A 12699-nucleotide genomic window follows, 5' to 3' on the forward strand; every position below is an offset into this window, starting at 1 on the left:
CGCTCACCGGGGCGCGTGCGGCGCTCGGCACAGCGACGATCGCTCTGCGGCCACCGCTGCTGCGCTCAGGCCTGTGGCGCGGACAGCGCTGCGACGTAGCGCTCGGCGACGACGTCCGGGGAGCGGCGGCGCACCACCCAGTCGCGTCCGGCGCGAGCGTGCTCGGCGTGCGAGCCCGTCCGCTGGATGCCCAGCACGCGAGCCGTGGCGGCCTCGAGGTCCTCGACCACCCAGTCCTCCGGGTAGATCAGTCGCGCGCCGCCGTAGTCGCGGACGTCCGGCCAGTCGCGCACGATCGGCACGCACCCCGCTGCCAGTCCCTCCATCACGGCCTCGTGGACGGCCTCGACCAGGGAGGAGGAGATGATCCAGCCGGCCCCGGCGAGCAGCTGCGGGACGTCGTCCCGGCTGCCCAGGATCTCGACGGCGCCCTCGTCGAATCCGGCGAGGCGCTCGCGCACGGCTCGCTCGTGGAAGCTGTCCTCGTCGGCCGAGGCCGGCAGCGGCGGGCCGATCAGCAGCAGACGGTAGCGCGGGTCCTCGGCGCGCAGGCGCGCGAGCAGGTCGAGGGTGAACAGCACGTCCTTGACCGGGCGCACCCAGCCCACCTGGGCGAGCAGGTGCGGGTCGCCGTGGCCGTCCGGCTCCTCCCCCAGCCCGCGGCCGAGGAAGTTGTCGACCTCGATGATCTCGCCGGCGCTCGCGAGATTCCCCGTGACGTGCTCGAGCAGCGAGCGCACGGGCGGGGAGACGAACAGGACGCGGTCCACGACCGGGAACACGGTGAGCAGCGGGAAGGGCGTGTAGACCTCGAAGCGGTGGAACCGGGCGACGGTGCGGCGCGGCATCGTCTGCAGCATCGAGACCCAGGTGAGGACGTGGTGCCCCCATTCGACCAGGACCGTGTCAGCCCACTCGAACTGTTCGCGCAACGACTCGGGGGTGGGCAGGCGCTCCCCGGTCAGCGCAAGGCGCAGGCGTGCGCTCAGCACCCGTTCGCGGGTGGGGCGCTGATCGGCGGGGAGGTCGTCGACCTCGAAGCGGCGGACGGCGAAGCCGCGGGAGCCGAGAGCCTCGATCACGGGCTCGGCGAACGTCCAGTTGCGCTGGGCGATCACGAGCAGTCGGGTCGGCTCGCCCGACCTCGACCTCGACCCGGCGCCCGCCTGCTCGCCGCCCCCGTGTCCTCGGGGTGCGGGACGCTGCGGGCCCTGGTCCGTCTTCGGCAGGGCGAACAGCTCCCGGCCCACGGCGCTGTCGCGGAACGGAGCGAGGAACGCCGAGGGGTCGGCGGTCAGCGGTGAGGCCGACTCGGAGTAGTGGAGCGTGGGGTGGTAGGCGATCCGCAGTGCCTTGTCGAACCACAGCAGGCTCGCGGTGTGGTCGCCGGAGCGGAACAGGGCCGAGGAGCGCTCGAGCTCCTCCCGCATCTCGCGGTCCCGACCGGCGGGGTCCTCGCCGCCGTCCAGGCGGGCGACCAGGTCGAGGTAGCGGGCGCGGGCCCCGGCCGCCCCGGGCAGCACGCGGCCGGCCCGGGCACCGATGCGCAGGGCATGGCCTCGGGCCGCGCGCACGACCCCACGGGCACTGCTCACGGCAGGTGCACCTGGTCCACCGGGACCATGCGTCCCTCCTGGGCCGAGCGCAGCACCGCTTCGACGGCGCGGACCGTCTGCAGCCCCTCGCGCATGGTGACGATGTTGGACGCATCGCCGTTCACGGCATCGCGGAAGGCGGCGTGCTCGGTGGCGAGCGGTTCCGTGCGCCGCAGCGAGTAGCGCACCATGTCGCCCTCGCTGACACCGCGGAAGGAGGCCATCGACTCCCAGAGGTTGGTGGTGGCCTCGGCGTTGGCGTGGAAGCTGAGGTCGGCGTTGACGGTGTCGGCGACCAGCGCCCCCTTCTCGCCGGTGACCACGGTGGTGCGTTCCTTGAACGGGGAGAGCCAGTTGACCAGGTGGCTGGTGACGGTGCCGTTGCGCAGCCGTCCGGAGACGCTGACCATGTCCTCGTCCTCGCGTCCCGAGCGGCGTGTCGAGAAGGCGGCGACGTCGGAGAAGTCGCTGTCGGCGACCCAGGCGGTGAGATCGAGGTCGTGGGTCGCCAGATCCTTGACGACGCCGACGTCGGCGATGCGGGCGGGGAACCCGCCCTGGCGGCGCGTGGAGATCTGGTAGATCTCCCCGAGCTGTCCGTCCGCGAGCCGGCGGCGCATCTCCTGCAGGGCCGGGTTGTAGCGCTCGATGTAGCCCACGGCGCCGACCAGTCCGGCGCGCTCGTAGACGGTGGCGATCTCCTCGGCCTCGTCGATGTCGAAGGCGAGGGGCTTCTCCACCAGGCAGTGCACGCCCGCCTCGGCGAAGGCCAGGGCGACGTCGCGATGGAACTGGGTGGGCACGGCGATCACCGCGTAGTCGATGCCCGCCGCGATCAGGGCCGCGGCGTCGGGCAGGACGTCGTAACCGGCGGCGGCCCCGTGCGGGTCGCCCTGCGGATCGGCGACGGCGACCAGCTCGACGCCCTCGAGGGAGCGCAGGTTGCGGGCGTGGTGACGGCCCATCATGCCCAGGCCGATGAGGCCCGCCCGCAGCGGCCGGCCGCCGGTTGCTGCCGTCGCGGATCCCGTGGCGCTCATGCTCCGCCTCCCGCGCTCGCGACCGTGCGCACCGCGGTGACGATCCGTTCGAGGTCCGCCTCGCCCAGGCTGGGATGGACGGGCAGGGAGAGCACCTCGCGGGTCAGTCTCTCGGTCACCGGCAGGTCCAGGTCGAGCTCGTAGGAGGGCAGGCGGTGCACGGGGGTCGGGTAGTAGACCCCGCAGCCCACGCCGTGCTCCTCGCGCAGGGCGGTGGCGAACGCGTCGCGCTGCGCGGCCGATGCGCCGTCCACGCGGATCGTGTACTGGTGGTAGACGTGCTCGGCGCCCTCCCGCACGACGGGGGTCACCACCCCGTCGAGCCCGGCGAGCCCCTCGTCCAGACGGGCGGCGTTGCGGCGACGCTCCTCGGTCCAGCCGGCGAGCCGGGTCAGCTGCACCCGCCCGATTGCGGCGTGCAGATCGGTCATGCGGTTGTTGAAGCCCGCGACCTCGTTGGCGTACTGGACCTCCATGCCCTGGTTCCGCAGCAGCTTCACGCCACGGGCGAGGTCCTCGTCCGCGCAGGCGACCATGCCGCCCTCGCCGCTGGTCATGTTCTTCGTGGGGTACAGGGAGAACATGCCGAAACGGCCGAAGGTGCCGACCTGCCGCCCCTGCCAGGTGGCGCCGTGGGCCTGGGCGGCGTCCTCGGCGATCCACAGGCCGTGACGGTCGGCGATCCTCACCAGGGTGTCGATCTCCGCGGGGTGGCCGTAGAGGTGCACGGGCTGGATGCCCACGGTGCGCTCGGTGATCGCGGCCTCGACGGCGGCGGGGTCCAGGCAGAACGTCTCGGGGTCCACGTCGACGAACACGGGGGTCGCGCCGCTGACCGCGACCGCGTTGGCGGTGGCGGCGAAGGTGAAGGAGGGGACGATGACCTCGTCCCCGGGGCCGAGACCCAGGGCGAGCATCCCCAGGTGCTGGCCGGAGGTCCCGGAGTTCACCGCGACCGTGGGGCGGCCCGCCGCGAGCTGCACGGCGAACTCCTCCTCGAAGGCGGCGACCTCCGGGCCCTGGGCCACCATGCCGCTGCGCAGCACGCGGTCCACGGCCTCGCGCTCCTGGTCACCGATGATCGGCTTGGCGGCGGGGATCATCGGCTGGTCCATGCGCCCTCGTCCTCTCCCTGGTCGTGGATGTCCATGTCGGTCGCGCCCCCGGCGGGGCTGGGGACGGCATCGGAGGCCAGGCGCAGGCCCCCGGTGGCCTCGTCGGCCACGTACCACTCGCCGGTGGACGGGCACACCCACGAGTCGGTGCCGTCCGCGGCGGGCTGGAGCTTCTCCCCCGAGCGGCCGACCCAGGCGAGGCGGCGCGCGGGGACCCCGGCGACGAGCGCGTACGGGGGGACGTCGCGGGTCACGGTGGAGCCCGCCGCGACCATCGCCCATTCGCCGATGGTCACCGGGGCGACGCAGACGGCGCGCGCGCCGATCGACGCACCCTGTCGGCAGGTCACGCCCACGGGCTCCCAGTCCTCGGCCGACTTCGGGCTGAGGTCGGGGTTCACGGCGCGCGGACGGTGGTCGTTGGTGAACACCGCGGCCGGCCCCACGAAGACGCCCTCGGCCAGTTCGGCCGGCTCGTAGACCAGCGCGTAGTTCTGCACCTTGCAGCCGTCGCCCATGTGCACACCGGTGCCGACGTAGGCGCCCCGGCCGACGATGCAGTCGCTGCCGAGCTCGGCGTCCTCCCGGACCTGGGCGAGGTGCCAGATGGAGCTGCCGGCACCGATGCGGGCGGTGTCCGCGACGTCGGCGGAGTCGACGATGCGCACGCCGTCTCGGGGCACGCGGGCGGACGGGGTGCTCTCGTTCATACCAGCGAACCTATCGGAGCGTCGCCCTCAGGACAGGGATCCCCGCAGCGTTTCGCCCTTGGCGTGGGCGAGGTCGCGCAGCTCGCCCTGGAACTGCGTCATGCGCTCGCGCAGGCGGACCCCGTCGGCGTCGTCGGCGGCGCCCAGGATGCGCGCGGCCAGCAGCCCGGCGTTGCGGGCCCCGCCGATGGACACCGTCGCGACCGGCACCCCGGCGGGCATCTGCACGATCGAGAGCAGGGAGTCCATGCCGTCGAGGTGCTTGAGCGGGACGGGCACCCCGATCACGGGCAGCGGGGTGAGCGCGGCGAGCATGCCGGGCAGGTGGGCGGCGCCGCCCGCGCCGGCGATGATCACCCGCAGTCCGCGGTCGGCGGCGGTGCGACCGAAGTCGACCATGTCCTCGGGCATGCGATGGGCCGAGACCACGTCGACGTGGGAGTCCAGGCCGAACTCCTCGAGGGCCTCGCGGGCGGGGCTCAGGGTGGGCCAGTCGGAGTCCGACCCCATCACGATCGCGACCCGCGGGGTCGGGGCACCGGTCCCGGTCTCGGTCTCGGCGTTGACCTGCTCGGTCATGCGTTCTCCTCCGTTGCGGCGCCGCCCTGGTCCTCGACGGACCTCCGGCCCTCGATGATCAGCCGCTCGGCCCGGTGGGCGCGCGCGAGCAGCTCCTCGGGGTCCTCGCCCGCGCAGCTGACGTGACCGACCTTGCGGCCGGGGCGCACGTCCTTGCCGTAGAGGTGGACCTTGAGGGAGGGATCCTGCGCCATGGCCTCGCGGGCCCCGGCGGCGAGGTCATCGCGGGAACCGCCCAGCAGGTTCACCATCACCGCGTGGGGTGCGGTGCGGGCGGGCGACCCCAGCGGGAGATCGGCGACAGCCCGCAGGTGCTGCTCGAACTGCCCGGTGACCGCACCGTCCATCGACCAGTGCCCGGTGTTGTGAGGGCGCATGGCGAGCTCGTTGACGAGCACGCGGCCGTCGGCGGTCTCGAACAGCTCGACGGCGAGCATCCCGGTCACGTCGAGGTCCTCGGCGATCGCCCGCGCCAGGTCCTGGATGCTGCGCTGGGCTGCGGGGTCGAGATCGGGCGCGGGGGCGATCACCTCGAAGCAGACACCGTCCTGCTGACGCGAGCGGACCACCTCGAAGGGAACGGTCTCGCCGCCGGGGCGACGGGCGACCTGCGCGGAGAGCTCACGGGTGAAGGGCACGAGCTCCTCGACCAGCAGCTCACCGTGCTCGGTGAACCAGTCGGCCACGTCCTCGCCGGAGGAGACCACGCGCACGCCGTGGCCGTCGTACCCGCCCCGGGGGGTCTTCACGACCACACGTGCGGAACGGCGGTCGGCCCCCTCCGCGGCGACGTCGTCCAGAGCGGCCTCGACGTCGGCCGGGCCCGTCGCGCGCCACCAGCGCGGGCACGGGTGGCCGAGCGCGGTCAGCCGCTCGCGCATCAGCAGCTTGTCCTGGGCGTGCACGAGGGCGTCGGGGCCGGGGCGCACCGCGGCGAGGCCGTCGCGCACGAGGCCGTGGAGGATCGGCGGCGGCACGTGCTCGTGGTCGAAGGTGAGCACGTCGACCTCGTCGGCGAGGGCGCGCACGGCCTCCTCGTCGTCGTGGCGTCCGATCCGCACCCGGGCGGCGCCCTGGGCGGCCGATTCGGCGGGGCCGGTGGCGAGCACGGTCACCTCGAGGCCGAGCTCGATCGCCGGGCCCAGCATCATGCGGGCGAGCTGCCCGCCGCCGACGACCCCGATCCTCACGGGACCGTGCGCTGCTGCGGGTGCGGGCGGGGTCTGCGGGGGCTGGCTGTTCGTCTCGGGCACGGCCCCATCCTAGGAGTGGGAGCGCTCGTCCCGCGCGTGCGTCCGCCCGCCGTGCCCGAGCCGCCGACGCCGCGGCAGAACGGCTCCCTGCGGGAGCGAGCCCAGCTCATCGCTGCGCTCGCCGCCCAGCACCGTGTCCTCGTCCTCGGTGCTCTCCTCGTCGGGCGCGGAGATCAGGAACACGCCGAAGGTGGCGGGCTGCTCGCTGAGCAGTTCGAGGCGGCCGCCGTCGTCCTCGACCAGGGTGCGCGCAAGGGCGAGACCGACCCCGGTGCCGGAGGTCCGACCCGAGACCGAGCGCTCGAAGACCCTCTTGCCCAGTGCGGGATCGATCCCGCGGCCCTCGTCGGAGATCTCGACGACGGTGGACTTGTCGTTGCGCCGCACCTTCACCAGCGTGCGACCGCCGCCGTGGGTGAGCGAGTTCTCGACGAGGGTCGCGACCACCTGGGTAAGCGGCCCGGTCGATCCCCACACGGCCGCGGCGCGCGGCACCTGGATGCGCAGTTCACGGCCCGCGGCGCGGTAGGCCGGGGACCACTCCTCGCTCTGCTGGGTGAGCACGGTGCGCAGCTCGACGACGCCCGGCGTGCGGCGCTGGGAGGCGCGCGGGGCGTTGATCAGGTCGTGGACCACCTCCGTCAGGCGGTCGATCTGCTCGAGGGAGATGCGGGCCTCGTCGCGCACCCATTCCTCGGAGCTGGTCGCGAGGATCTCGTCCAGGCGCATCGACAGGGCGGTCAGCGGCGTGCGCAGCTGGTGCGAGGCGTCGGAGGCGAGCCGGCTCTCGGCCTCGAGACGTTCGGTGAGCTGCGCGCCGGAGTTCGTGAGCTCCTCGGCGACGGTGTCGATCTCGCTGATCCCGCTGGGACGCCAGGGGCCGCGGGCGCGGCCCGATCCCATCTCCTCGGCGCGGCGGGTGAGGCGGGCCAGCGGCGCCGAGATCCGCTGCGCCTGCCACAGGGCGACCGAGACGCCGATCGAGATCGCGGCGAGCCCGGCCACGATGATCAGCACCGCCGCGCTCGCGGTGTGGGCGCGCACGTCCGCGCGGGTGATGGTGACGGTGACGTTCTGTCCCGAGGTCCCGGGGGTGGAGATCACCTTGGTGGAGTCGCCCGGATCGGGCCCGGCCTCGATCGTGCGTCCCTCGTAGGTGACGGTGATGTGGACGGCCAGGTCGGGCTGGGAGTCGGCGGTCTGCTGGAGCAGCGCCCTGTCGATGGGCCGATCGTCGCTGATGCGCTTCTCGGTGGTGGTGCTGACCTCGTTGGCGATGGAGGTGGCGCGGGCGGTGAGGTTCTGGTCGGTCAGCTGGAGCCATGAGTAGGCCAGCGGGATTCCCAGCAGCAGGACCGTGAGGATGACCGTGATGACCGTCGCCTGCAGCACTCGCGTGCGCACGCGTCAGCTCCCGTCGCCGGTCTCGAACCTGAATCCGACACCGCGCACGGTGGTGATCCTGCGAGGGTTGGTGGCGTCGTCGCCGAGCTTGCGGCGCAGCCAGGAGATGTGCATGTCCAGGGTCTTGGTGGAGCCCCACCACTCGGCACCCCAGACCTCGCGCATGAGGTCGTCGCGGGTGACGACGCTGCCGGACTCGCGCACCAGCACGGTCAGCAGGTCGTACTCCTTGGCCGAGAGGTTCAGCTCCTCTCCCTCGATGTAGGCCCGACGGGCGGAGACGTCCAGCGAGACGCCGTTGACGTCGAAGGCGCTCGTGGACTCCTCGACGCTCTGGGCGCGACGCAGCAGGGCACGGATGCGGGCCTGCAGCTCCCCCAGCCGGAAGGGCTTGGTGACGTAGTCGTCGGCGCCGGCGTCCAGACCCACGACCGCGTCGACCTCGTCGGCACGGGCGGTGAGGATCAGGATGGGCGATTCCAGGCCTCCCTTGCGCAGGCGCCGGGCGACCTCGAGACCGTCGAGGTCGGGCAGCCCGAGGTCCAGGATGACCAGGTCGATCGGGTCGCCGGTGGAGGCGATGCCCAGGGCGTCCATCCCACGGGAGGCGCGCGCGACGGAGTATCCCTCGCGGTCCAGTGCGCGGGACAGCGGTTCGGCGATCGCGGAATCGTCTTCGACGAGCAGCAGGCGTGTCACAGGAGGCATCCTACGTGCCGACCTCCGTGCCCGTGCCGAGCCGGTGCTCGTCGGGCGAGGCGGAGGACGCCGGAGCGGTCGCGATCCGGGGCCGTGACGGCCGCCCTCACAGGCCCATGTCCAGCGGCGCGGAGCTGCCCCGGGACAGGGCCACGGCCTCGACCGTGCCGATGCCGTGCAGCTCGGTGGGGCGGATCTCGGAGGCGGTGAACCCTCCGGGCAGGGCGCGCTCGACGGCCTCGGAGGTCTCGAGGTCCACGAGCACCCCGCCGGGGTCGGCCACCGACTCCAGGCGGGCGGAGAGGTTCACGGTGGGGCCGAAGACGTCCCCGTAGCGGGAGAACATCGAGCCCCAGCACATGCCGACGCGGGCGGAGGGGAGATCGGGATCGTCACGGATCGCCTCGGCGATCGAGACGGCGATCTGGGCGCCGTCCTCGGGGGCGTCGGCGAGGAACATGATCTCGTCGCCCACGGTCTTGACGACCCGGCCGCCGCCCACGGAGATGATGTCGCGGCAGGTGACCTCGAACTTGGTGACGACGTCGGCGAGCTCGGCCCCGCCCAGGGACCTCGAGAGCCGCGTGAACTGGACCAGGTCGGCGAAGCCGACGGCGCGGTGGAGCGGGAAGACCTCGTCGTGGGTGCCGTTCTCCCCCGCCTGCAGCACCTCGGAGCCCGCGCGGGCGGAGTAGGCGGCGAGCTGGCGACGGAAGGTGAACAGCACCTGGGTCTCGAGGGTCTCGATGAGCTGGGGGACGGTCTGCAGCATCTGCTCGCGCGCCTCGCCGTCGTCCTTGCCGTCGCGGCTCTTGGCCTCCTCGACGAGCGCCTCGGTGATCCACATGGCGAGGCGTCCCATGTGGTAGCCCAGGCCCCGGGAGATCGAGGTGAAGGCGCGTTCCGAGATCGCCCCGTCGTCGACCATCGCGACCAGGTCGCCGATCGCGAAGGCGTCCTCGTCGGTGAACACGACGGTGTCCTCGTCGACGGGTCCGAAGCCCAGTGAGCGCCAGTAGGTGGAGATCAGCCGCTCGGGGATGCCCTGCTGCTCGGCGAGGTCGCGCCTGGAGTGCTCGCGCGGCCCCTGCAGCAGCACCTTCTCCAGAGCGCCGACGCTGCGCCGCACCGCCTGGAAGCGCCGGTTCAGAGCCGCCATCTCCTCGGAGGAGATGTCGGCCCCGCTCAGCCCCTGCCCGCCCCCGAGGTCGTCCAGCGCCTCGAGGGCGTTGTGCGGGACGCGCTGCGAGGCGGGCGTCTCCGCGTCCACGGGGTCCCCCTGGTGCTCGCGCGCATCGGGCTCGAGGTCCGAGGCGAGGTCCGGGTTCTCATCGGTCACGGATGGATCTCCTGATGGTCGGGGAGGCTCGTCGAGGTGGTGCGCAGATGGCGGATGTCGCCGGCCGAGACGCTGCGCTCGTCACCGTCCGGGGTGCGCAGCACGAGGCCCCCGTCTGCATCGATCCGCACGGCGGTGCCGGCACCTGCGGAGGAGTCGGCGGCGGGATCGGCGACGGTCGCCGCATGGAAGCGCACCCCACAGCCCAGTGTGAGGCACGCCATAGAGTAGCGGCTGTGCTGCCCGCTGGCCACGGCGTCCCCTTCGTGGACGTCCAGGAGGCGCAGCTCGTCCTCGATCCGCGCCGCGAGCGCCGCGGCGAGCGCACCCTCCCGGTCGTCCTCGGCCCCGGCGGCCTCCCCCTCGGGGCCGGCGTCGGCGTGTCCGTGAGCGACTCCGCCCTCGCCGTGGAGCCAGGCCGGCGGGAGCGCCGAGGGGTCCTCGAGGACGATGGGCCCGCGCAGGTTCAGCCCCACCCCGACCAGGAGGTGCTCCTGGCCCTCCGCCTCGAGCAGGATCCCACCGAGTTTCCGCCCGTCCGGGGTGAGCAGGTCGTTGGGCCACTTGAGCCCGAGCTCCGCCGTCCCGGCGAGCGCCTCGAGCACGCCGAGTCCGACCACGAGCGGGTACCAGGAGCGCCGGTCGGGGCGCAGGGAGCTGGTGCGCGCGAGGGTGAGGGCGAGACCGCCGCCCGGCGGGGTCCGCCACGGACGGCCCAGGCGTCCCCGGCCGCCTCGCTGATCGAGGGTGTGGACGGCGAACGGCGTCGCGGCACCGTCCCGCAGCATCTCGCGGGCCGCGTCCTGGGTCGAGGAGGTGGTCTCCAGCACGTGCAGCGGAGGCGGGGCAGGGCGCTCGTCGGGCGCCGGCCCCGGGCGGTCGCCCCCGTGCCCCAGGTCGCTCCGCCCCGGGCCCACCTGCTGTTCTGCTGGCGCCATGCTGCTGCCCGCTCTCCTCGATGTCCGTGCACTCCCGCGACCTCGCCGGGGCTCCGGGTGCCGAACGGGAGCGCCTGGGTAGCGTAGTATCCCTGTGTTTCCCTGACGGTCCGCACAGGAGGTTCCGTGACCGACGCCCCCCGGCCTCTGAACACGGCTGAACGACTCGCCGACCTGCAGAATCGCGAGGACCGAGCCGTCCACGCAGCCGATGTGGTCGCGGTCGAGAAGCAGCACGCACGAGGCAAGAAGACGGCCCGCGAGCGCATCACCGATCTGCTCGACGACGGTTCCTTCGTCGAGACCGACCGTTTCGTGACGCATCAGTCGCACGCCTTCGGCCTCGAGCGCAAGCGCCCCGAGGGCGACGGCATCGTCACCGGCTACGGCACCATCGACGGCCGCCAGGTCTGCGTGTACTCCCAGGACTTCACCGTCTTCGGCGGCTCCCTCGGCGAGGCCCACGGCCGCAAGATCCAGAAGATCCAGGATCTCGCCCTGTCCACCGGCGTCCCGATCATCGGGATCCTGGACGGCGGCGGCGCGCGCATCCAGGAGGGCGTGGCCTCCCTGGCGATGTTCGCCGGGATCATGCGGCGCAACACCCGCGCCTCGGGCGTGATCCCGCAGATCTCCCTGGTGATGGGCCCGGCGGCGGGCGGCGCCGTGTACTCCCCCGCCCTGACCGACATCATCGTGATGGTCGAGAAGACCTCGCACATGTTCATCACCGGCCCCGACGTGATCCGCACCGTCACCGGCGAGGACGTCGGCTTCGAGGAGCTCGGCGGCGCCCGCACGCACTCCACCCGCTCGGGCGTCGCCCATTACATGGCGCCCGACGAGGACGAGGCCATCGAGTACGTCAAGGACGTGCTGAGCTACCTGCCCGCGAACACGCTCAGCCCCGCGCCGTCCTTCCCCACGCCCTTCGACGAGCAGCCCACCGCCGAGGACCGCGCGCTCGACCAGCTGATCCCGGACTCGCCCAACCAGCCCTACGACATGCAGCGGGTGCTGCGCACGGTGCTGGACGACGGCGAGTTCCTCGAGGTCCAGCCCGGTTTCGCCCAGAACATCATGGTCGGGTTCGGGCGCGTCGAGGGCAGCAGCGTCGGCATCATCGCCAACCAGCCCTCGCACTTCGCGGGCACGCTGGACATCGACGCCTCGGAGAAGGCCGCCCGCTTCGTGCGCCTGTGCGACGCCAACAACATCCCGGTGCTGACCTTCGTGGACACCCCCGGCTTCCTGCCCGGCACCGACCAGGAGTTCGGCGGCATCATCCGTCGCGGCGCGAAGCTGCTGTACGCGTACGCGGAGGCGTCGGTCCCCCTGGTCACCGTGATCACCCGCAAGGCCTACGGCGGCGCCTACATCGTGATGGGGTCCAAGGACCTCGGCGCCGACATCAACCTCGCCTGGCCCACCGCGCAGATCGCCGTGATGGGCGCCCAGGGCGCCGTGAACATCCTGCACCGCCAGAACCTGAAGAAGGTCGCGGAGGAGGGCGGCGACATCGAGGCCGAGCGAGAGAAGCTGCAGACGGAGTACGAGGAGCGGTTCGCGACCCCGTACGCCGCGGCCGAGCGGGGCTGGATCGACAGCGTCATCGAGCCCTCCGCGACCCGTGTGCAGATCGCTCGCGCCCTGCGCATGCTGAGCACGAAGCGCCAGTCGCTGCCCACCAAGAAGCACGGGAACATCCCGCTGTGATCGAGCCCTCCAGCAGCACCGGCGCCGTGCGCACGGGCAGCGGGGACGTGCGCCTGGTCGCCGGGCGCCTGTCGGACGACGAGCTGGCCGCGATCGCGGTCGCCGTCTCCGCGCTGAGCGTCGCCAGCCGCCTCGAGGCCGACGAGCGCGTCCTCAGCGAGCAGCACCGTGCGGGCGCGGGCGTCTGGAACGACGCCATGCACAGCTTCCCCCGCGGGCACACGCTGCGCGGGCGCCCCTCGGAGTCCGCCTGGGTGTTCTCCGACCGCTGACGTGCACGGTCCTCGGGGCCGGGCATGGCTGCTGGGACG

At 72.8% G+C, this 12699-nt stretch carries 12 protein-coding genes; 2 read left to right on the forward strand and 10 right to left on the reverse strand.

The annotated features are described in order from the left end of the window. Window positions 1–65 precede the first annotated feature (65 nt). The 10 genes from DEO23_RS15250 to DEO23_RS15295 all read right to left on the reverse strand — a co-directional run bounded on the left by DEO23_RS15250 (window position 66) and on the right by DEO23_RS15295 (window position 10672). Window positions 66–1595, reverse strand: a complete 1530-nt coding sequence (locus tag DEO23_RS15250; protein WP_109276892.1) for a glycosyltransferase — start codon at window positions 1593–1595, stop codon at window positions 66–68. After that, the gene (locus tag DEO23_RS15255) at window positions 1592–2635 is read right to left on the reverse strand and encodes a Gfo/Idh/MocA family protein (RefSeq protein WP_109276893.1); all 1044 of its coding nucleotides are present in this window, start codon (window positions 2633–2635) and stop codon (window positions 1592–1594) included. Before DEO23_RS15255 ends, DEO23_RS15250 begins: the two co-directional genes overlap by 4 nt. Then, window positions 2632–3750, reverse strand: coding sequence for a DegT/DnrJ/EryC1/StrS family aminotransferase (locus tag DEO23_RS15260; protein ID WP_109276894.1), 1119 nt, complete (start codon window positions 3748–3750; stop codon window positions 2632–2634). The genes DEO23_RS15255 and DEO23_RS15260 overlap by 4 nt, the downstream gene beginning before the upstream one ends. Continuing rightward, window positions 3735–4460, reverse strand: coding sequence for an acyltransferase (locus DEO23_RS15265; RefSeq protein ID WP_109276895.1), 726 nt, complete (start codon window positions 4458–4460; stop codon window positions 3735–3737). The genes DEO23_RS15260 and DEO23_RS15265 overlap by 16 nt, the downstream gene beginning before the upstream one ends. A gap of 27 nt (window positions 4461–4487) precedes the next feature. After that, the gene (gene purE / locus DEO23_RS15270) at window positions 4488–5039 is read right to left on the reverse strand and encodes a 5-(carboxyamino)imidazole ribonucleotide mutase (RefSeq protein WP_109276896.1); all 552 of its coding nucleotides are present in this window, start codon (window positions 5037–5039) and stop codon (window positions 4488–4490) included. Then, on the reverse strand, window positions 5036–6292 hold the full coding sequence (locus tag DEO23_RS15275; RefSeq protein WP_420808032.1) for a 5-(carboxyamino)imidazole ribonucleotide synthase: 1257 nt from the start codon (window positions 6290–6292) through the stop codon (window positions 5036–5038). Before DEO23_RS15275 ends, purE begins: the two co-directional genes overlap by 4 nt. Window positions 6293–6301: 9 nt before the next feature. Beyond that, window positions 6302–7696: an ATP-binding protein gene (locus DEO23_RS15280; protein WP_109276897.1), complete on the reverse strand. Its 1395-nt coding sequence runs from the start codon at window positions 7694–7696 to the stop codon at window positions 6302–6304. A gap of 3 nt (window positions 7697–7699) precedes the next feature. Then, window positions 7700–8404, reverse strand: coding sequence for a response regulator transcription factor (locus tag DEO23_RS15285; protein WP_240613445.1), 705 nt, complete (start codon window positions 8402–8404; stop codon window positions 7700–7702). A 97-nt stretch (window positions 8405–8501) separates the two neighbouring features. Next, complete coding sequence (locus tag DEO23_RS15290; RefSeq protein ID WP_240613446.1) at window positions 8502–9734, reverse strand: adenylate/guanylate cyclase domain-containing protein; 1233 nt, start codon at window positions 9732–9734, stop codon at window positions 8502–8504. Next, window positions 9731–10672, reverse strand: a complete 942-nt coding sequence (locus tag DEO23_RS15295) for a biotin--[acetyl-CoA-carboxylase] ligase (RefSeq protein ID WP_109276899.1) — start codon at window positions 10670–10672, stop codon at window positions 9731–9733. The genes DEO23_RS15290 and DEO23_RS15295 overlap by 4 nt, the downstream gene beginning before the upstream one ends. A gap of 126 nt (window positions 10673–10798) precedes the next feature. Between DEO23_RS15295 and DEO23_RS15300 the strand changes: the two genes are divergently transcribed. Continuing rightward, a complete protein-coding gene (locus tag DEO23_RS15300; RefSeq protein WP_109276900.1) occupies window positions 10799–12388 on the forward strand; it encodes an acyl-CoA carboxylase subunit beta in 1590 nt (529 codons plus the stop codon). Then, a complete protein-coding gene (locus tag DEO23_RS15305; protein WP_109276901.1) occupies window positions 12385–12660 on the forward strand; it encodes a hypothetical protein in 276 nt (91 codons plus the stop codon). Before DEO23_RS15300 ends, DEO23_RS15305 begins: the two co-directional genes overlap by 4 nt. The last annotated feature ends 39 nt before the right edge of the window (window positions 12661–12699 follow it).

Origin of the sequence: Brachybacterium endophyticum (genome assembly GCF_003130585.1) — a bacterium.
In the GTDB taxonomy this organism is placed as follows: Bacteria; Actinomycetota; Actinomycetes; order Actinomycetales; family Dermabacteraceae; genus Brachybacterium; species Brachybacterium endophyticum.

What these genes read in the sequence shown, in the direction of transcription:
- DEO23_RS15255 (WP_109276893.1), bottom strand. Translation starts at nt 2,635, where the DNA reads ATGAGCGCCACGGGATCCGCGACGGCAGCAACCGGCGGCCGGCCGCTG.
- DEO23_RS15260 (WP_109276894.1), bottom strand. Translation starts at nt 3,750, where the DNA reads ATGGACCAGCCGATGATCCCCGCCGCCAAGCCGATCATCGGTGACCAG.
- DEO23_RS15265 (WP_109276895.1), bottom strand. Translation starts at nt 4,460, where the DNA reads ATGAACGAGAGCACCCCGTCCGCCCGCGTGCCCCGAGACGGCGTGCGC.
- purE (WP_109276896.1), bottom strand. Translation starts at nt 5,039, where the DNA reads ATGACCGAGCAGGTCAACGCCGAGACCGAGACCGGGACCGGTGCCCCG.
- DEO23_RS15285 (WP_240613445.1), bottom strand. Translation starts at nt 8,404, where the DNA reads ATGCCTCCTGTGACACGCCTGCTGCTCGTCGAAGACGATTCCGCGATC.
- DEO23_RS15295 (WP_109276899.1), bottom strand. Translation starts at nt 10,672, where the DNA reads ATGGCGCCAGCAGAACAGCAGGTGGGCCCGGGGCGGAGCGACCTGGGG.